This window comes from Nocardia sp. NPDC059228 (assembly GCF_042754245.1).
Classification (GTDB): domain Bacteria; phylum Actinomycetota; class Actinomycetes; order Mycobacteriales; family Mycobacteriaceae; genus Nocardia.
On the sequence record NZ_JBHZAL010000043.1, the window covers coordinates 17,209 to 36,348 of the forward strand.

General features: G+C 67.0%; 19 protein-coding genes. All 19 read left to right on the top strand.

Annotated features, from left to right (window positions below; genetic code table 11):
- The first annotated feature begins 7 nt into the window (after window positions 1-7).
- The 19 genes from ACFXKA_RS37515 (at window position 8) to ACFXKA_RS37605 (ending at window position 19,139) form a co-directional block, all read left to right on the top strand.
- Window positions 8-346, top strand: coding sequence for a hypothetical protein (locus ACFXKA_RS37515; RefSeq protein ID WP_379431014.1), 339 nt, complete (start codon window positions 8-10; stop codon window positions 344-346).
- Window positions 347-508: 162 nt separating this feature from the next.
- Window positions 509-832 (top strand): hypothetical protein, encoded by a 324-nt coding sequence (locus ACFXKA_RS37520; protein WP_379431015.1) that lies wholly within the window; start codon window positions 509-511, stop codon window positions 830-832.
- Window positions 804-2,387 (top strand): hypothetical protein, encoded by a 1,584-nt coding sequence (locus ACFXKA_RS37525; RefSeq protein ID WP_379431016.1) that lies wholly within the window; start codon window positions 804-806, stop codon window positions 2,385-2,387. The genes ACFXKA_RS37520 and ACFXKA_RS37525 overlap by 29 nt, the downstream gene beginning before the upstream one ends.
- 11 nt (window positions 2,388-2,398) lie before the next feature.
- Window positions 2,399-3,790 carry a DUF935 family protein gene (locus ACFXKA_RS37530; RefSeq protein ID WP_379431017.1) on the top strand — a complete coding sequence of 464 codons (1,392 nt, stop codon included), beginning with the start codon at window positions 2,399-2,401 and terminating at the stop codon, window positions 3,788-3,790.
- Window positions 3,787-5,028: a head maturation protease, ClpP-related gene (locus ACFXKA_RS37535; RefSeq protein WP_379431018.1), complete on the top strand. Its 1,242-nt coding sequence runs from the start codon at window positions 3,787-3,789 to the stop codon at window positions 5,026-5,028. The genes ACFXKA_RS37530 and ACFXKA_RS37535 overlap by 4 nt, the downstream gene beginning before the upstream one ends.
- 3 nt (window positions 5,029-5,031) lie before the next feature.
- Window positions 5,032-5,400 (top strand): capsid cement protein, encoded by a 369-nt coding sequence (locus tag ACFXKA_RS37540; RefSeq protein ID WP_379431019.1) that lies wholly within the window; start codon window positions 5,032-5,034, stop codon window positions 5,398-5,400.
- Between the two features lie 20 nt (window positions 5,401-5,420).
- Window positions 5,421-6,398: a hypothetical protein gene (locus ACFXKA_RS37545; RefSeq protein WP_379431020.1), complete on the top strand. Its 978-nt coding sequence runs from the start codon at window positions 5,421-5,423 to the stop codon at window positions 6,396-6,398.
- Window positions 6,395-6,766: a hypothetical protein gene (locus ACFXKA_RS37550; protein WP_379431021.1), complete on the top strand. Its 372-nt coding sequence runs from the start codon at window positions 6,395-6,397 to the stop codon at window positions 6,764-6,766. The genes ACFXKA_RS37545 and ACFXKA_RS37550 overlap by 4 nt, the downstream gene beginning before the upstream one ends.
- Before the next feature lie 13 nt (window positions 6,767-6,779).
- A complete protein-coding gene (locus tag ACFXKA_RS37555; RefSeq protein ID WP_379431022.1) occupies window positions 6,780-7,229 on the top strand; it encodes a hypothetical protein in 450 nt (149 codons plus the stop codon).
- The gene (locus tag ACFXKA_RS37560) at window positions 7,230-7,640 is read left to right on the top strand and encodes a hypothetical protein (protein ID WP_379431023.1); all 411 of its coding nucleotides are present in this window, start codon (window positions 7,230-7,232) and stop codon (window positions 7,638-7,640) included.
- Between the two features lie 2 nt (window positions 7,641-7,642).
- Window positions 7,643-8,008, top strand: coding sequence for a hypothetical protein (locus tag ACFXKA_RS37565; protein ID WP_379431024.1), 366 nt, complete (start codon window positions 7,643-7,645; stop codon window positions 8,006-8,008).
- A 35-nt stretch (window positions 8,009-8,043) separates the two neighbouring features.
- On the top strand, window positions 8,044-8,400 hold the full coding sequence (locus ACFXKA_RS37570) for a hypothetical protein (RefSeq protein WP_379431025.1): 357 nt from the start codon (window positions 8,044-8,046) through the stop codon (window positions 8,398-8,400).
- Between the two features lie 12 nt (window positions 8,401-8,412).
- The gene (locus ACFXKA_RS37575; protein ID WP_379431026.1) at window positions 8,413-9,357 is read left to right on the top strand and encodes a hypothetical protein; all 945 of its coding nucleotides are present in this window, start codon (window positions 8,413-8,415) and stop codon (window positions 9,355-9,357) included.
- An 84-nt stretch (window positions 9,358-9,441) separates the two neighbouring features.
- Window positions 9,442-9,831, top strand: a complete 390-nt coding sequence (locus ACFXKA_RS37580) for a hypothetical protein (protein ID WP_379431027.1) — start codon at window positions 9,442-9,444, stop codon at window positions 9,829-9,831.
- On the top strand, window positions 9,780-10,292 hold the full coding sequence (locus ACFXKA_RS37585; protein WP_379431028.1) for a hypothetical protein: 513 nt from the start codon (window positions 9,780-9,782) through the stop codon (window positions 10,290-10,292). Before ACFXKA_RS37580 ends, ACFXKA_RS37585 begins: the two co-directional genes overlap by 52 nt.
- Window positions 10,289-15,622: a phage tail tape measure protein gene (locus ACFXKA_RS37590; protein ID WP_379431029.1), complete on the top strand. Its 5,334-nt coding sequence runs from the start codon at window positions 10,289-10,291 to the stop codon at window positions 15,620-15,622. Before ACFXKA_RS37585 ends, ACFXKA_RS37590 begins: the two co-directional genes overlap by 4 nt.
- A complete protein-coding gene (locus tag ACFXKA_RS37595) occupies window positions 15,619-16,539 on the top strand; it encodes a hypothetical protein (RefSeq protein WP_379431030.1) in 921 nt (306 codons plus the stop codon). The genes ACFXKA_RS37590 and ACFXKA_RS37595 overlap by 4 nt, the downstream gene beginning before the upstream one ends.
- 8 nt (window positions 16,540-16,547) lie before the next feature.
- Window positions 16,548-18,227, top strand: coding sequence for a hypothetical protein (locus ACFXKA_RS37600; RefSeq protein WP_379431031.1), 1,680 nt, complete (start codon window positions 16,548-16,550; stop codon window positions 18,225-18,227).
- Between the two features lie 9 nt (window positions 18,228-18,236).
- On the top strand, window positions 18,237-19,139 hold the full coding sequence (locus ACFXKA_RS37605) for a hypothetical protein (protein WP_379431032.1): 903 nt from the start codon (window positions 18,237-18,239) through the stop codon (window positions 19,137-19,139).
- Window position 19,140 lies beyond the last annotated feature (1 nt).

The following is a 19,140-nucleotide window of genomic DNA, read 5'->3' on the forward strand; positions in this document are numbered from 1 at the left end:
TCCCGCCATGGCCGCCGCGCATCCCGCACGCCGCAGCACCACAGCCCGGGGTCTCGGATGGCGACACCAGCAGGCCGTCGACGCGCTCAAACGCCAGCTCGTCGACGGCACGCCGTGCTGGTGGTGCGGCAAGGGCATGTACCGGACGCAGATGCTCGACGGTGACCACTCCCAACCGCGCTCACGCGGCGGGGTGGTCACCGACCGGCTGTTGCACCGGTCATGCAACCGATCGCGCGGGGACGGCTCACGCGACGATCAGCGGCCGGCGCTCACCGGGCAGGCAGTCGAGGAGGGCCAGGACGCCGACGACAGGGCCGCCTGGTGCCTGCTGCAGGGGTGGTGACCATGGCCCGACCTGGAGAGGGTCACGGGGACTCTCGACCCCAGGGCGGCGGCCGGCGGGGCGCTGTGAGGGGCGCGCCGGCAGAAAATCTGACCCCCCGGGGCCTCCTGACCCCCATCTTTAGTCAGCTTTTTTTACACGGGGCCCAAAACGGTGCGTGCAATGGCTGAAAACCTCGGTCCTGCGGGCGAAATGCTCTGGAACGCACTCGAATCCGACACAAAGTCGTTCGAAACTGGCGTTTTGGTGCTGGAAGCGTGCCGGATCGCTGACCGGCTTGAGCACCTGGCCCGAATTCTAGACGGCGACATCGACATTTGGGCGCGCATCGCCAAGGCCCGCGACGGCGAGCTCGAACTACGGGTCGACGGCGCGTTGCAGGAGGCCCGCCAGCAGGCCGGGACGCTGCGGCAGCTGCTAGCGACCATCGCGGGGCGCCGCGGCGCTCCGGAACCCGATGACGAGGACGGCCTCGCTGATCTCTGACAACGTCGTCGAGCTGTTCCCGGCTCCGGATCCGCTCGTGTTCCCGACGCTGACCGGACGGCAGGCGCCGCACCACCTTTCGGTGTTCGACGGCGACGATACGCACGGATTCAAGGCCATCACACTGGCCGGACGCGCGACCGTGCAGCCGGTAATGCCATGGCAGTGCGGGAATTTGCGCGCCATCCTGCGCAAAACCCTCGACGGCAGCTGGACTCATCCGGACGCCGTGCTGCTGTGCCCGAGACAGAACGGCAAGTCCGAAATCTTGCTGTTCCGCTGCCTGTACGGCCTGTTCAAGCTGGGCGAGAAGATCCTGTACACGGTGCAGCGGTGGGACACGGGCATCGAGATCCACTCGCGGCTCGTCGCCATGATCAACAGCCGCCCGTGGCTGCGCCGCCACCTCGCGGCCAAGCCGACGATGTCGCAGGGCCGCGGCAAGATCGTGCTCACCAGCGGCGCGCAGATGATCACGTCGACCCGATCCGCGGACGTCGGCCGAGGCATCACCAAGCTCGATCTGCTGATCTATGACGAGGCATACAACCTGGACTCTTCGGCCTCTGCCGCAGTCGATTTCGCGCAGATGGCCGCCGAGGATCCGCAGACGATCTACACATCGTCGGCGGTCAATGCCGAGATGCATTCGAAGGGCTTCGTTCTCACCGACATGCGCGCCGCCGGTCTGCGCCAGGTCGAGGGCCTGTACCTCGCCGAGTACATGGCGCCCGAGGAGATGCCGCACGATGCGGTCGCGACCTGGGAGTACGGGAATCCCTCGTATGGGGTGATCCAGACCGCGGCGAAGATGCGCAAGCTGCTGCGCAAGGCCACAACCAAGGCCGGAATCATCGCCTTCGGTGTCGAGGCGCTCGGCCGCGGCGTGTGGCCGGTCCGGACCGAGGACATGCCCGCGCTCATTCCGGCGGAGACCTGGCGCGCGATGGGCGACGAGGCCGCCGCGCAGCTGGTCGGCCCGATCGCGGTCTCGGTCGATATGACCCCGGACCGCCGCACGCTCTCGATCGCCGCGGCGCAGTGGACCACCACGGGCACCGTGCACATCGAGCTCGGCTACCACGGCCCTCACACCCCGGCGGCCGTCGAGTACATCGTCGGCGTGGTCACCCGGATGGATCCGTGCGTGCTCACGATCGACCGGGCCTCGCCCGCGGCATCGATGGAAGCCGACCTGATCGCTGCGGGCATCGAGCCGACCATGACCGACTCGGGCCAGCTGGCGAAGGCCACCGGCGATTTCTACGACAAGGCCATGGCCGGACTGCTGCACCACACCGGCGACCCGGTGCTCGCCGAGGCCGTCGAGGGCGCGATCAAACGGGATCTGTCCGGCGGTGGCTGGGCGTGGGACCGCAAGGGGCAGAACGACATTTCACCGGTCGTCGCGGGCACCCTCGCGCACTGGGGGCTGCTGGCCTTCGGCGCGCAGGTCGCGCCGGTACAGCAGATCGTGCACCGGGCCGCGTCGGCGCCCGCCGCACCAAGACATCAATTCCGCGGTGAGACCAATCTCGCCGCGGTCGGTTTCTGAGAGGAGGCGATATGGCCGACCAACCGCAGCAGTCCCCGGTACGGGGCAGGGTAGCGACGCGCGAGCTCGGCTATGCCGTCTCCTATCCGGGCGATATTTGGTTGCAGAACACCGAGACCACGCCGGAACTGCGCTGGCCGCTGTCGGTGTCGGTCTATGACCGGATGTCGCGCCAGGACGCACAGGTGCAATCGGTGCTGCGCGCGATCACGCTGCCGGTCCAGCGCACCACGTGGCGGATCGACCCGAACGGCGCCCGCGACGAGGTCGTGCAGTTCGTCGCGAACGATTTGCACCTGCCGATCGTCGGCGCTGATGACGAGACCGAGCAGCCGCAACGCCGCATCCGCAACGCTTTCAGCTGGTCCGAACACGTACGGATGGCACTGAAGTGCATGGCGTACGGGCACGCCTTTTTCGAGCAGACGTACCAGATCGACGACGCAGGCCGGGCCCACCTGGCGAAGCTGTCGCCGCGGCTGCAGCGGTCGATCGCGAATATCGTGGTTGCGCCCAATGGCGACCTCGTCTCGATCGCCCAGTACGCGATGGGCACCATGACGGGCGCGTTCGAGGCCATCGCGCTCGGCGGCGCTGAGGCCGGCGGTGCGCGGATCCCGGCCCGGCGAATCGTGGCCTACGTCAACGAGCGCGAGGGCGGGGATTGGTTGGGCCGCAGCGTGCTCCGCGCGGCCTACAAGAACTGGATCCTCAAGGACGAGCTGCTGCGCGTCCAGGCGATGACGATAAAGCGCAATGGCATGGGCATCCCTGTCTACTATGCGGGCCCGCTGGACAAGCAATCCGACCTCGATCTCGGTCAGCAGATGGCCAACGACTACCGCGCGGGCGACAGCTCGGGCGCGGCGCTGCCGAACGGCGCGAAACTGCGGCTGCAGGGCGTCGAGGGCGCGCTGCCCGACGCCATGCCGGTCATCGAGTACCACGACTCGCAGATCGCCCGATCGGTCCTCGCGCACTTCCTCAACCTCGGAACACAAACGGGCAGCTGGGCTCTCGGGAGCACGTTCGCCGATTTCTTCGTGATGTCGCTGCAGGTCGAGGGCCAGCTGATCGCCGACACGGCCAACGCCTACATCGTCGAGGCGCTCGTCGACCTGAATTTTGGGCCCGACGAGCCCGCGCCGCGGATCGTGTTCGACGAGATCGGATCTCGCCACGACGCGACCGCCGAGGCTCTGTCGCTGCTCATCCAGGCCGGTGCGGTGTTCCCCGACCGCCGCCTCGAGCAGGCGGTGCGCGACATGTACGGGCTGCCGCAGAAGGACCCCAACGCACCGGATCCGTCGCCGAACCAGAAGAGTGCGCCCGCCCCCGCCGCGCCGGCCAGCGAGCCGGACGGCGACGACCCCAACGACCCAGACCCGCAGGAGGGCCAGTGAATACCCGCATGCGCGCACTGCGCCGCCAGGACGCCGCGCCGCGGCAGTGGTACGCAATCCATAACGCCGCCGCCAGCGACGCGGGCCCGGCGACGGTCTACCTGTTCGACGAGATCGACAGCTATTGGGGCGTCGCGGCGGAGGATTTCGTGCGCGAGCTCGACGCGATCGATGCCGACGAGATCGTCGTGAAGATCAATTCGCCCGGCGGCAACGTCTTCGACGGCCTGGCCATCATGAACGCGCTGATAGCGCACCCGGCGAAGGTCACCACTTCGGTCGAGGGCCTCGCCGCGTCGGCCGCCAGCTTCATTGCGATGGCCGGTGACGAGCGGATCATGCGCCCGGGCGCGGAAATGATGATCCACAACGCATGGACCGTCGCAATCGGCAGCGCCGCGGACCTGCGCGCGGCCGCGGATCAGCTCGACCGCACCAGCGCCAACCTGGCCAGCATCTATGCCGAGCGCTCCGGCGGCGAGATCGCCGAATGGCAAGCCGCCATGGATGCCGAAACCTGGTACAGCGCAGACGAGGCCGTGACCGCGGGCCTGGCCGATCGAGTCGAGAAGCCCGCGAAGCCGTCGTCCGCCGAGCCGACCGCTTCCGCGCGCTGGGATCTGTCGATCTATGCGTTCGCCGGCCGCGCCGCTGCGCCCGCGCCGCGGATCGCCGCGCGCACCCGAACTCCCTCTGCCGTCCGTGCGGAGGTCAAAAGAGAGGAGGGGCCCATGCCCACCCTGATTGAGGGCCTCCGCGAGCGCTTCGGTCTGCCCGAAGACGCCGACGAGGCAACGATTCTGGCCGCTGTCACCGAGCAGCTCGACAGCGCGGCCGCGGCCACCGAGGACGCACCGGCCGAGCCGACGGCGCAGCAGATCACCGCGTCCGCCAAGCGGCTGGGCCTGGTGCTTGTCGACCGGACCCAGTACGAGCAGACCGTCGCCAGTGCCAGCAAGGGCGCAGCCGCGTTCGAGCAGCTCGAAACCGACCAGCGTAACGCTGTGCTCGACAAGCACATTCGGCGCGGCGCGCTCGCCCCCGGCCGCCGTGAGCACTTCGCGAAGCTGCTCAAGGCCGACCCCGAGGGCACCGCCGAGCTGCTCGACAGCCTGCCTGCCGGTTCGGTCGTGCCGCTGACCGAGGTCGGCCACGCGGGCGAGCCCGACGTCGACCCGCTGGAAAACGAAATGTCGGGCGTGTACGCGCGCGTCACCGGCAACCCCTGGAAGGACTGACGCATGAGCGACTTTCTGCCCCTTTACGCCCCGGCCGACAAGGTCCCCGCGGTCACTTCCGCGGCCGTCACCGCCGGACAGGTCGTCGTGGTCTCCGGAAACAACACCGTGGCCGCGTCGACTGCCGCGGCGATGGCTTACGGCGTTGCCTCGCAAGACGATCTCGTCGGCGGCAATCAGATCATGGTCTGGCGCTGCGGCATTCACCTGCTGACCGCATCCGGTGCCATCGCCGCCGGTGACGCCGTCATTCCGGCCACCGGCGGCGCCGTCGCAACGATCGGGTCGGACACCAATTACAACCACGTCGTCGGCCAGGCCCTCGCTGCTGCCTCGGGCGGCAAGGTGCTCGTCGCGCTGCGGCTGTCGTGAGCATCGGAAAGTAGGCAATCATGACCGGAAACGTCACCTTCGCGCCCACGCCGGCCACTCTGACCGGCGATGTCATTTCGATCAATCGGTTCCTCAAGGACCCGATTTGGGTGATGAGGGCGCTGCGCACCATCACCGAGCAGATGTTCATCGCGAACAAGATCCTTACGGCTCAGCTGTGGACCGAGTCTGGGACCGTCGGCTACCAGCAGAACGAGAACATCTACGCCGACAACTCCCCGCAGCCGGTCGCGCCCGGCGCCGAGTATCCGACCACCACGACCGGCACCGGCACCGCGTCCATGGCCAACACCATCAACTGGGGCCAGGACTCGGTGATCACCGACGCCTCGATCTCGCGGCAGAAGTTCGACGTCGTCGGCCGCGCGTTCACCAAGCTCGCGAACTCGCATGTACAGAAGATCGACAGCGTCGGGCTGTCGGCGGCCGCGTCCGCGGTCACCCAGAACACGGGCGCTATCGCCTCGTGGGCTGGCACCGGCGCGACCCCGATGATCTTCCGCGACATCATGCGGGCATATGCGAGCCTGATCAACCTCAAGCAGGGCTACATGCCCGACACGCTGTTGATGGACACCGTCACCTACGCCAACGTCGTCTCCGACGACAAGTTGATGGCGCTGCTGCCGCGCGAAATCCCCGGTTTCAGCAACGCACCGGTGCAGTCCGGCTGGGACTCGCCCTACATGAAGCGCATCGGCGGTTTCACGTTCCTCGGCAGCCCGAATCTGCCGGTCGCGGGCGTGGCAACCCTGTTGGACTCCAAGGTGTTCGGCGGTTTCACCGACGAGAAGCAGCCCGCGCCCGGGTACGTGATGAGCACCGGCAAGGACGGCCTGCCCGACGCCGACGGCCTGCAGGTCAAGACGATCCGCGAGGACACGACCGACTCGTGGCGGATCCGCTGCCGCCGGATCACTGTGCCGATCGTGCTCGAGCCGCGTGCGGCCTGGCAGATCACCGGGGTGAACCTGTGAGGCATCGCGTAATCGCGCCGCTGGTCATCACCCACAACCAGGACGGCGCGGCCGAACACCGCTATCAGGGCCAGGTCATCCCCTGGATGCCCGAGGAGCAGCGGCAGCACCTGCTGCGCCTCGGCATGGTCGAAGAGATCCCCGACGCCACCCCGCCCGGCGTCGTCGGCCCCGACGACGAGCCGGAAGGCGAGCAGCCGGCGCCCGGCAGCACCACGCCGGCCGCGCCGTCGACCGAGGTGGCTCGACCGCCGCAGACCGCGACCAAAGAGGTCTGGGTCGATTACGCCGTGACCGCGCTCGGCCTGGACCGGCCCGCGGCCGAGGCTATGACCAAGCCCGACTTGATCGCGCTCCAGGTCCAGTAAGAGGGGGTGCGCCGTGACTTCGCCAACGCCAACACCATTCGCGACCACCGATGACGTGCAGAACTCGTGGCGCACCCTCAACAACCAGCAGCTCAATTTCGCCGGCCTGCTGCTCCAGGCCGCGGCACTGTGGATCACCGGAAAATGCCAGGCCGCCAATATCCCGGTGAACACCACTGCCGCGCACATCGTTTCGATCGAGGTGGTGCGGGCCGCGCTGCAGCGTGACGTCCTCGATGGTGTGCCGAGCGGCAAGACCACCCGCGGCGACCGATCCGACGAGTGGACCAACGTCCGCACCGCCACGATCGAAGAATTGGCTCGCACGCTGATTTTCAGCGAGTACCACCTGCAGCTGCTCGGGCTGTTCCAGTCGACCGGGCCGCGCTACGCGATGGGGAACCGCTACGGGACGCCGGATCCGGTGATCCTGCCGGGCATCAGCCAGTGGGGCCCGAACTAGGTGGTGTACGCGCTCGGGACCGAGCAGCTGGTGCTGCACCTGCGCATCCCGATGCTCGACGGCGGCGGCAAGCCGGTGCTCAACGCCTACGGCCGCCGCCAGATCGTCGAGGCCGACGTCACCGCTGGCGGTTGCGCGTTCTGGGTCACCGAGTCACAGGAGACCGAGAACGCCGTCACCGCAACCAAACTGACCGGCAAAGGCATGCTGCCGCCGGACGTCGGCACCTTGCTGCCACCTGGGGCCGCCCTCGACCACACCGCCGCGGTCACCTGGCAGGGCATCAAGTTCGAGGTGCACGGGCCGCCGCGCCCGGTCACCAACATCCGCAATACCGACGTCGACCACATCGTCATCACCTGCCGCTCGTACCTGGGCAGCAGCATCCCCGGCACCCGAGAGGACGGATAGCCATGGCCATGGAAATCATGGGCGTACTCGCCGAGCTGACCAAGCTTGTCGAGAAGGCCGGTCCCGCCTCGATCCAGGCCCGCGAGCATGCCGAGCTGCTCGCCAAGAAGGGCGCGGAGTACGCGAAAACCATTGCGCCCGTCAACAAGACCGGCAAGCCGCACAAGCTCAAGAGCGGCTATGTCGACGAGCCCGGCGATTACCGCGACTCGATCCGCGCTGACGTGCTGTTCAAGGATGGCGCGTGGCGCGGCCGCGTCGGCGCATACGACTGGAAAGCCCACATCATCGAGTACGGCGCGAAGGGTAAGCCGAAGTTCGCGATCATGCGCCGCACCGCCGGACACCTGCGAGGCACCGACTCGTGAGGCCAGACGGCCGCCACTTCGCGAACCTGCGAACTTTGTTGGTGGCCTACCTGTCCACGCTGACGGGTATCGGCGCGGCCGGAACCAAACTCGAGCTGATCTTTCCGTTCGTGCTGATCACCGTAATCCCTTCCGGCGGTGACAACTACGTGTGGTCGAACCAAGTGGTCGACATCGAGGTCTTCCACTCCGACTACGCCGCGGCCGCCGACTTCTCGCGCGTCGTGCACGACCACATGATGCGGCTGCGGAACACCTATGTCGGTGGCGTGCCGGTCAGCCAAGTCCGAACCATCAACGGCTTCGGCGATCTCGACTACGAAGACGAGACCCTGCACAGGTTCATCGCTGAGTACGAGATCGAATCCGCAGTCAATGCGCAACCCCTGTAAGGAGATTCAGTCATGACGGGCACAACTTGGGACACCATTTTCGGCGGTGACGTCAACAATGTGTACAAGGGCCAGGTCGGTTTCGTCGCGATTCGCGACTATGACCCGACCAAGCCGCTGACGAACTGGACGCCGTTCGATACCGTCTCCGGCGACTGGTCCACGTCCCTGATGACGACCGACGGTTTCGAGGCGCTCGGCTACCAGGACGAAAACGGCCTGGAGTTCACCCCGACCCTGCAGACCGCGGATACCAAGGCGTGGCAGTCGCGGCAGAAGCTGCTGACCGACATCACCGAGGATTCCGAGTCGGCGATGCTGACCGGGATCGAACGCACGCCGCTTATCGAGGCGCTGGAGACGAATCTCCCGCTCGCGGCGATGGGCTCGCTCGGGCAGGCCGGATATCAGTACACCAAGCCGACATGGACCACCCCGATCGTGCGTCAGGTCGTTTTCGGCGCGGTCTACGCCTCGGCGCTCGGGATCTCGCTGTGGGCGCGGATTTACCCGCGCTGCCAGATGATCAAACCAGACAAGCTGAGCATGAACGCCAAGGTCGAGGCGCAAGCCAAACTGACCTTCGAGGCGCTGCCCGACACCGCCGCCGGATACGCCGTGCGCACCATGCGTGAAGGCGCAGGCTGGCGGGCTCTCGGCGGCACCACCAGCACCCCCGGCACCCCGACCGCGACCGCCGGTTCCGCCGGCGTCGCGTCGCTGACGTTCACTGCGCCGACCTCGAAGAACGGCCCGTTCACCTACAACGTCTTCGTCGACGCGGGCGTCGTTCCGGTCACTTCGAGCAACGTCACCGTCGGTGGCACCCTCACCCAACCGATTCTGACCGTGTCGGGCCAGGTCGCTGGCGCGCACACCTACAAGGTCCAGGCCATCGGCTCGAACCTGTCGGGCTCGGCGAAGTCGGGGGCCTCGAACTCGGTGACCGTCTCCTAACCCCTCGACCCCGACGTGGCGCGCGGTGGCTGGGCGTCGCGTCGGGCCCAGCCACCACAGCCACGCCTCGAGGAGGAAAACACCATGACCGAACCCGTCACCATCGCAGTCGAAGCCGCTCCGGTCGCCATGACCCCGGTCGTCCAGGCCCCGGCCGACGTCATCACCGATCTCGCCGCGTTCCGCGAGCAGGGCATCGAAGGCATGGGCGGCAAGGGCATTTCGTTCCAGCCCGGCGGCCCCGGCACCGAGGTGTTCACCGTGCCGCATCCTCTGATGCTCGACGACGACCAGCACGAGGAACTCAACCAGACGCTGAACACGCCTGCTATCGCGCGAATCCTGCTCAACACCCCCGGTGATCCGGACGTCTACACCCGGTTCCGGGCTGCGGGTGGCCGCTCCGGTGACGTCATGATCGCGTGGCGGCGACTCGGCGAAGGCCTCGGCGCCCCAAAATCGGCGAAGCGGTAGCACTGCTCAAGCTGGCTCCGAACCAGATCGAGGCCGACCTGCAGCGCTACTACCCAGGCCGGCGGATCGCTGAATTCTGGCGAACCGTCGGCCTGCGTCGTACCGGCGAGATGACCCCTCGTGAGCTCGTCGTGCTGATCGAGGAGCTGCCCGAAGACTCCCGGTTCAAGCGGAAGCGGTCGACCGCCTGGACGCTGCTCGAGCGGTTGCTCGCGGCCAGCATCAACCTGCAGCACTGCATGCGCGAGGACTACCGCAGCGCGCACGGGGCTGACTATCACTTCACGCCTATCGAGGCGCCCGAGCTCGACCACGAGCGCCGTCGCCGTGAGGCCCGCGAGGCGGCCAACATTCACCGCCGCCAGCTGGCGCGCGCGGTCATCGACCGCATGCTCTCCGGCCAGCTGCGCACAGCAGACATCGACGTCACCAAACCAATCGAGGAGGTACTAGCGGCTTGAGCGCGGTCTATTTCGACATCATCAGCCGGATCGTGGGCATGGAAGCCGCGGCAACCGAGGTGGTGTCGAAGGCCGCCCGCGCAGGCGAGCAGGCCGGGACCGGATTCGCCGACGCCTTCAAATCCAAGGTGCTCGGCGTGAGTTCGGGCATGTCGGCATCTATGACCGCGCAGGTCAATTCGGCGACTTCGGCGCTGGAATCGGCATCGGCCCGGGTGCTCAAGGCCAGGGACGCCGAGGCCAACGCCGCAGGCCGAGTCCGCATCGCCGAGAACCAGCTCAACGACGCGCGCCAGAAATACGCGACAGACAGCACGAAATTCATTGCTGCAGAGGAGAATCTGGAACGCGCCAAACGCAAGAACATCGCCGCGTCGGCCGATGTCGTGGCCGCGGCCGCCGCCGAGCAGCGGGCGCTCGAAACCCTGACCGCACGGCAGGACACCGCAGCCGCCTCGGCCGGCAACTTCGGCCTCGCCATGAAAGCGGCCGCCGGTCTCGGCGTCGCCGCATTCGGTCTCGCAATGGGCGAGAGCGTCAAGTCGGCGGCCGACTTCCAGGAGACCCAGACTCGGCTCGTCACGACCGCCGGTGAGAGCAAGGACGCCTTGGACATGGTGTCCAAGGGCCTACTGGAAATGTCGGGCCAAGTGGGCTATTCGGCACAGGACCTGTCCAAGGCGATGTACACCGTCGAGTCGGCGACCTTCCACGGCGCGGACGCGCTGACCGTGATGAAAGCCGCGGCCCAGGGCGCCGCCCAGGAGGGCGCGCCGCTGCACGATGTCGTCGACGCCCTGACGACCTCGCTGAAGGACTTCCAGCTGCCAGCCAGCGAGGCCGGTAACCAGGTCTCGCAGATGATCGCCGCTGTCTCGCACGGCAAGACGAGTTTCGGTGAGTTCTCGGCCTCCATCGGCAGCGTGGAAGAGGCCGCGCACCAGGCGCACGTCCCGATGTCGGACCTGTACGCCGACGTGGCCACGATGACGTTGCACGGCATCAGCGCAGACCGCGCCACCCAGAATCTCAACCGGGCCATCACCACGCTGCAGAAACCCAGCGTGGACATGACCAACGCGCTGGCCAACATCGGTATCAACGCGGCGGACTTGACGGAAAAGCTCTCGACCAAGGGCCTGTCCGGCACGTTCGAGGACATCTCCGAAGCGATCATGCAGCACATGGGGCCCTCGGGCCGCGTCATGATCGACACCCTCAACCAGTCCAAGACCGCAGCCGATGACGTCGCCAAGGTGTACGCGGGCCTGCCCCCGAAGCTGAAAGCCGTTGCCGACCAGGTCAAGGCGGGCGCGATCAAGCCGACAGTCGGCGCGCTCGAGGGCCAGGGGCTCGACCTCGACGAGGCGGGCATCATCGCGAAGTACGCGCAGATGGATGCCAAGGCGAACGGCCTGAATGCGTCGCTGACCTCGTTGAAGAACAGCAATCTCACCTACCAGCAGATGATGATTGCCGCGACCGGCAACCAGGAAACTGCCAGGGTCGCAGGCAATCTCGTCGGCGGCGATGAAGGCGATACCGGCGGCAGCCAGGGCGGCAACTTCGCCGACGTCCAGGCCGCCCGCGCCGATATCGAAGCGGCCCACACCGAGAACGGCGGCGACGTCAAAGGCTGGGCGGAAGTCCAGGACAACTTCAATCAGAAACTCAAGGAGACCAAGGCCGCGGTAGGCGCATGGGCCATCGAAGCGGGTGATCATCTGCTGCCGGTCGCGACGAAAGTCCTTGAGGGCGTGCAGGATGCGGTCCATTGGCTCGGCGAGCACAAGGCCGCATTCGCTTCCCTCGGGCACACCGTGTCCGCCGACGTGGTGCCGCCAGCGCACCTGTTCGTCGGGGTCATCCAGGAGGTCGGGCACTGGCTCAGTGATGGCGCGCACTGGCTCAAGGAACACAAAGCCCTGACCAAGGACCTCATTCAGGTCGCTATCGATCTCGGCGCGGTGTGGCTGGGCTGGAAGGCCGCGACCGGCACGTTCTCCCTGGTCAAGTCCGGAATCGGCGGCATCAAGGACGCGATCGGCGGCATCAAGACCGCCGCCACCACTGTGAGCGGCGCCTGGACCACGATCAGCACCGGCGCATCCGGCGCAGCCCAAACCGTCAAGGACTACTGGAACTGGACCGGCCGCTTCAAGGTTCAGGCCGCAAAGGATTTCGTGGCCACGAAGACCAGCGCGGCAGTCGAGTCGGCGCAGACCGCCGGCGCCTGGCTCATGCAGAGCGCTCGCGCCGCCGGGGCCTGGACGGTCATGAAAGTCCAAGCGGCAGGCGCGTTCCTCGCCACCAAGGCCAGCGCCGCCGTCTCGGCAGGCGAGACCGCCGCGGCCTGGATCGCTTCACAGGTAAGCGCGGGTGCTGGCTGGCTCGGAATGCAAGCCCAAGCGGCCGGCGCTTTCCTCGCGACCAAGGCCGCCGCCGTGGTCAGCGCGGGCGAGACCGCGCTGGCCTGGGTGGTCCAGAACGCACGTGTGGTCGCGAGTTTCGTGCTCGTCGAGGGCGCGGCCATCGCTGCTGGCGTCGCCGAAAAGGGCATGGCCGCAGCGCAATGGCTGCTCAACGCCGCGATGGACGCCAATCCGGTCGGGCTGCTCATCGCTGGTATCGCGGCCCTCGTCGCTGGCGTGATCTATGCCTGGAACCATTTCGACTGGTTCCGCAACGGCCTGACCTCGCTGTGGAATTTCCTGTGGAAAGACCTGATCAAGCCCGTTATCGGCTACATCGTCGACTACATCAAGGTCTGGATCGAGATCGGCAAGTTCCTCTACGAGCATGCCCTCAAGCCAGCATTCGAGGGCATCGGCAACGGCCTCAAGACCGTCAAGGATGGATTCGGCAACGCCGTCGACTGGATCCGCGACAAGTGGGGCACGATCGAGAAAATCGTCGGAACACCGGCGGTCGCCATCGTCGATCTGGTCTATAACGACGGAATCGTCGCGTTGTGGAACGGAATTGCCGACGTCTTCCACCTCGGCAAACTGAATCCTGTTGATGCCAGCAAGATTCCGCATTTCAACGTCGGTGGCATCATGCCCGGCTATACGCCCGGCATCGACAACCAGCTCATCGCGGTCGGCGGTGGCGAGGCCATCATGCGCCCGGAATGGACGCGCGCGGTCGGATCCGACTACATCCACGCGGCCAACGCCGCCGCGCGGTCGGGCGGCGTCGGCGGTGTCCGAGATTTCCTGGGCCTGGCGCATTTCGATACCGGTGGCATTGTCGGTGCTTTCAGCGACGCCGTGGGCGACGTCGTCGACTGGGCCAAGGACGCCGCCACCGGTGCTGTCGATGCCGCGAAGTTCGCGGCGAAGCTCGCCACCGACCCGCGCGCCGCAGTCACCGAGCTGTTCGGTCCCGTCCTCGACAAAGCCAAGTCCACCCCGGACGGCGGCAGCGACGGCGGCACTTCGGCGTGGCGCGACATGCTGATCGGGATGCCGTCGGCGTTCGTGCACGAGGTGATCGACAAGGCGCTGAACTTCGCCAAGTCTGCGCTCGGCATCGGCGGCGGTGGCACCGTCGACGGCAGTGGCGCGAAGCAATGGGATTCGATTATCGTCCGGGCGCTGCAGCTCGAAGGCTTCCCGGCCACACCGGAATACGTGGCCGCGGCCGAGGGCCAGATCATGACCGAGTCGTCGGGCAACCAATACGCCGTGCAGCAGATTCTGGATGAGAACAGCGGTGGCAACGAGGGTCTCGGCCTCGTGCAGGTGACTCCCAAGACGGCCGCATGGCTCGGGCTCTCGGAACTGGGCGGCGACATCTACGACCCGCTGACCAACCTGCGCCTCGGTCTGCGCGAGCTCAAGGCGCAGCACGGTGGCGACCTGCTCGGGCAGTGGGGCCACGGCCACGGATACGCGACCGGCGGAATCGTGGGCAAGTCCGGCCCCGAGGTCGCCCGCGACACCGTGCGCGAACACGCCTCAACGCCGTACGTGTGGGGCGGCAGCGACCTCACCGTTGGCGTCGACTGTACGGGCCTCGTTGGCGACGCAATCCAGCTGGCGCAGGGCGTCGCGAATCCCACCGGGCGCCTCGGCGATACGACCTCGATGCTGGCCGGCCAGTGGCCCGGATTGGTCCGCGGCGCCAGCGCCAGCGATGTATTCACCATCGGCGCCAACGAGGCCCACGCGGCGATGACCATCCTCGGCACGAACATGGAAGCGCGGCAGACCGGCGAGAAAATCCGGTATGGATCGTCCGCAGTCGGTGCGTTCGATCCGCAGTTCACCGCCCAATTCCATGTGGATCCCAAGACGTTCAATCCGGCGTATGACCCGAACGCCAAGAGCACGCAGAGCAAGGCCGAGGCGGCGGCGCAGAAACTGCGCGACGCCGCGGACAAGGCCGACGAGCGCGCCAAGAAGGCCGACGACGCGGCGACCAAGCACGACCAGAAGGCGACCGAATGGGACCAGAAGGCTGACCACGCCCAGGAGCTCGCCAACAAGTCCTTCGGCCCGGCCCGTGACAAGCACCTCGCCGCGGTCACCGACTACCGCAACAAGGCCAAGGCCGCTCGGGACGCGGCCGACAAGTCCCGCGCCGACGCCGACAAGTACAGGGCGACGGCATCAACCGACCGGCAGAAGGCGCTCAACCCGACCACCACCAAGAACAAGAACGGCGACGGCGGTCTGATGACCTTCGAGCAGTTCGGCGAGAAGGCCGGCGGTCTGGCCGCGACCGGGTTCCTCGAGACCTTCGGCCTCAAGGGGACGCTGCTCGAGGACCCGAACAAGAGCCCGCTGCTCAAGATCGGCTCATCTCTGGGCAACCTCAAGGTGCAGGGCCAGCCCGTATTCGTCAATCCGCTTGCGCCACTGAGCAGCAGCGCGGCCCCGCAGACCAACGCCGCGCCGCAATCCACCGAGGCCCCAGAGTCCACGGAAGTGCCCGAGTCGACCGAGGCGCCGGAAATCGATGCCTCGCCCGACATTTCAGCCGATATTGATGTCGATCCGGACCCCGGCACTCAGGCGATGCCCGACGACCTGCAGCCATCTGACCCCGACGCGCTGTCCAACGCCCTCGACGCCACCCACGACATGGGCGGCCTGCTGCCGCCCGGGCTCAGCATCGTCAACAACAAGACCGGCGGCCACGAGTACGTGGTCAACCCGAAGCTCGCCCCGGCCGAGCAGCCGCCCGGCGGCATCAACTTCGGCCGCTCCGCGCCCGTGCTGCACATCGAGCACTGGCACGCCGCCGACCCGTCCGGCGGTCAGGCCGACGCCCGGGCCATCGCCCGCGAGATCGCCCCGTACGCAGGATCACTACCGCGATGAGCACACTGATCACACCCTCGTCCCCACCCTCGGCGTGGGCGCTGCAATCGCTGCTCTCGGGCGCGGACTCGATCATCACCTGGTACGGATCCGACGGCGGACTGTGGCCGATCTCCGGCGGCATGGCACCGATGCCGCCCGACGAGGGCGTGCAGCTCGTCGACATCAAGGGCATGCATGCCCCGTTCAAACACGTCGACCAGCAGGGCGCGCACCAGGACGGCGTCACAAACCTGGACACCACATACGACGCGCTCGAGTTGGACATGACGCTGACCATCTTCGGACGCGACGCCCGCGGCCGCCGCAGAGTTTTCCGGGAGTGGCTGGCTGGATGGGAGCCCAAGAAGACCGGCCGGATGGTGTGGTTTACGGCAGAGCTCGGGCATTGGTGGCTCGACATGCGTCTCTTGCAGGCCCCGAGCGATGTCATCAAAGCTGGTGACGCGGCGTCGATTACAACGCAGTGGGCTGCTCGTTCGGACTTCTCGTACTGGCAGTCGTTCGACTCGGTCTCGACCAAGCTCATCGCCTCGAACTCGACCACCCTGGCCGATCCGGCGGGCAAGGCGCCGGCCAATTTCCTGCAGAACTGGAACCGCGGCGACCAGGACGGGTGGCCGGTCATCCTGCTGCAGGGCCCGGGCACGTTCACCATGGGCGACAACGGTGGCGCACGGCGAATCAAGCTGCCACTCAATGCCGGTGAGCTCGCCCGCGTCACCACGATCCCGAATAGGCGGACCGTCGTCGAGGTCAATACCGGCGCGAACATCTATCCGCGCCTCGTCGGTCGGTTCTCCACACCAGTGCCCGCAGGTGCTGTGGTGCGCAATCCGATCACCGTGACCGGTGCGCAGGCGGGCGTGACCTCCGCGCTCTCGACCCTCACCCCGTGGCGGCGCTGGCCGGAATGACCGGGCCTATGGATCTGACGCAGACCCCAGACTGGGCTGCGCTCGACCGGGCGAATGTACTTGCCGCGCCGCAAGATGAGCCGCTGGGCCGCGGGCTGCTCGTGGTCACCTACTACGACCCGAGCGGCCGCCCGCTGGGGGAATGCGGCGACTACATCAGCGTCACGTTCACCCCGAAACGCAATGCGATCTCGCCGGGCACCATCGTCCTCAAGGACAGCGACCCGCTCGTCGCGATCGCCGAAAACTGCTACTACACAACCATTCCGATCACCATCACCATGCCGTCGGGCTGGCGCTGGTCCGGTCGCGTGGACACTGACACCGACGACATGGTGAAGGGCGTCGGCACCACCACATTGCAGCTGATCAGCGATTACTGCTGGTTTTCATCGCTGCTGGTCTTCCCTGCCTGGTGGATGCCAATCGAGGCGCAGATACCGAAAGAAGCCACGTTCATCGGCCCCGCGGTCACCAACATCAAGGAGCTCATCGCCGAGCAGATCCTGCGGCAGTCCGGACTGCTTGGCGCGGCACTGGAATTCGCGGGCAACATCCTCAACCCGCCCGCCTACCTCGGTAGCCTGCTCGACTTCTTCGGCCTGCCGCTGGTCGTCGTGCCGACCAACCCGCTGACCGATACCTCGAAGTGGACCGCAATCACGTGCAAGATGACCACCATCTCGGCCGCGGTCGAGCAGACTCTCAAGGACTGCGGCCTGCTGCTGACCGCGGACCTGTGGCTGCCCGGCGACCCGCAGCCCGCCGCCGACTGGGGCATCATCCTCACCGAGCCGGTCATCGTCATCGACGTCAAGGACTACAGCGGCGTCACCGGCCTCACCGGCACCATGCTCGACGGCCTGATCGGCGGCGTCGTCGACCTGCTCGACACCGTGCTCGGCGAAATCCTCTCCCTCGTCACCGGATTGAACGTCTCCGACGGCGACTCGACCGACGCCACCAACCCGTACGGCAACGGGATCCTCGCCCAGCTGCTCGGCCTCGACGCCAAACCGCCCTGGGTGATCTACGAGGACGGCCCCCGCTCGGGCATCGAAGAATCGCACGTCACCGCACACCACCCGCTCGCCTACCGAGTGGTCACCGGCGGCAAGTCCCCGGACTGGGTCAACAAGGGCATCGACTTGGTGTTGGAGTACGGATTGTCGCTGCTGCTGGCCGCTTTCGGCGCGTCCGGCATCTCCAGCACGCTGCTCGACGGCCTGTTCGACAACGTGTTCCTCGCCTATCAGCAGCTCGAGGATGAGTCACGGCGCATCAAGCTCGGCAAGTTCGGCCGGCCGGAATTCTGGGCACAGGGCGGCAGTGCCGCCTACACCCTCGACGCGCAGGTCATCCTCGAGTCTGCGCTGTGGGACACGCGCGGATATCACTCGTTCCAGCTGGTCACACAGAACGAGAGCCCGTACAGCTTCGGCGGCGAGCTGTTCGGGGTGCGGTACGGCGACTTCGGTATCGGGTTCCCGGTCAGCTGGGTCCGCAAGGCCCGCATCTATACCGACTACTGCGCCGAGGCCACCATCACCGACGACCGCACCCACCGCATCGCGCTCACCGCGAAGGTCGGCGACCAGTCCGCCGTCGAATCCCCGTGGGCGAAGGTCATGCGCCGCATCGGGTCTCTCTACGACATCGTCAAAGCCGCCGCGCTGGCGCAGAACTGAGGACATGAATTGACCACGCCCACACTGGTTTTGAACCCTGACGGTTCGATGACGTGGACCGGCACGGTCTACCTCATGAACATCGACGACATCGCCAAGACCGGTGTCGCCACACTGACGCTCACTCCGGCCGGCGGTTGGGGAAACCTGCCGGTCCTCGCTCAGGGCGCGCCCGGCCTGCCGCCGATCTTCGACTTGGTCACCGTCAATACCCTCGACCCGGCCACCGTGCCGACTCCGTCGCAGTCGGCGACGCTCAACCTCGTCGACCCGGGCGGCCCGGGCCAGGCCGCCCACTACACGCTGACGCTCAACCTGCTCAAGGGCGCGGTCGGCGCGACCGGCGCGACCGGTCACATCCTGGGCTCGTCGGATTTCTCGAACTCACCGGCCAATGGCCAAGTGCCGGTTTACAACTCGACCGGCGGACAGGTCGCCTGGACCACCATCCACCCGGTCACCCCGTACTACGTGCTGCCGGGCACGGCATTCACCGCGCTGTCCGAATCCACGTCCGGCGTACGGGATATCGTCGCCGCGATCACGATTCCCGCGCAGTCCTACAACTACCGGCCGCGGATCTCCGGCGACCTGGAAGTGACCGGCGCGACCGGCATGCGGATCGATGCCGAGGTGCGTATGAACACCCAGGCCACCGCCGACGCCACGATCTCGACCAGCGGCACGCTCATCGGTTACGGGCGCGGCGCCGAGTCGGCGCTGGCCGTCCACCTGAACATCACACCGTATTTCGGCACCGCGATGGCCCCGACCGACAGCTCGCCGGCGGCCGTCGTCACTGCGGGCACTGTGCAGCGCATTGTCCTCACCGCGGTCCGCCAGTACGGTTCGGCCGCCTGGACCACCTCGCAGACGCTCGGCGAGCTGCGCATCGCCCTGGACGCCGTCTAGC

Bases quoted from the DNA above. Each gene is read 5' to 3' on its own strand.
- ACFXKA_RS37515 (WP_379431014.1), top strand. From the start codon at position 8: ATGGCCGCCGCGCATCCCGCACGCCGCAGCACCACAGCCCGGGGTCTC.
- ACFXKA_RS37520 (WP_379431015.1), top strand. From the start codon at position 509: ATGGCTGAAAACCTCGGTCCTGCGGGCGAAATGCTCTGGAACGCACTC.
- ACFXKA_RS37525 (WP_379431016.1), top strand. From the start codon at position 804: ATGACGAGGACGGCCTCGCTGATCTCTGACAACGTCGTCGAGCTGTTC.
- ACFXKA_RS37530 (WP_379431017.1), top strand. From the start codon at position 2,399: ATGGCCGACCAACCGCAGCAGTCCCCGGTACGGGGCAGGGTAGCGACG.
- ACFXKA_RS37540 (WP_379431019.1), top strand. From the start codon at position 5,032: ATGAGCGACTTTCTGCCCCTTTACGCCCCGGCCGACAAGGTCCCCGCG.
- ACFXKA_RS37545 (WP_379431020.1), top strand. From the start codon at position 5,421: ATGACCGGAAACGTCACCTTCGCGCCCACGCCGGCCACTCTGACCGGC.
- ACFXKA_RS37565 (WP_379431024.1), top strand. From the start codon at position 7,643: ATGGCCATGGAAATCATGGGCGTACTCGCCGAGCTGACCAAGCTTGTC.
- ACFXKA_RS37575 (WP_379431026.1), top strand. From the start codon at position 8,413: ATGACGGGCACAACTTGGGACACCATTTTCGGCGGTGACGTCAACAAT.
- ACFXKA_RS37580 (WP_379431027.1), top strand. From the start codon at position 9,442: ATGACCGAACCCGTCACCATCGCAGTCGAAGCCGCTCCGGTCGCCATG.
- ACFXKA_RS37595 (WP_379431030.1), top strand. From the start codon at position 15,619: ATGAGCACACTGATCACACCCTCGTCCCCACCCTCGGCGTGGGCGCTG.
- ACFXKA_RS37600 (WP_379431031.1), top strand. From the start codon at position 16,548: ATGGATCTGACGCAGACCCCAGACTGGGCTGCGCTCGACCGGGCGAAT.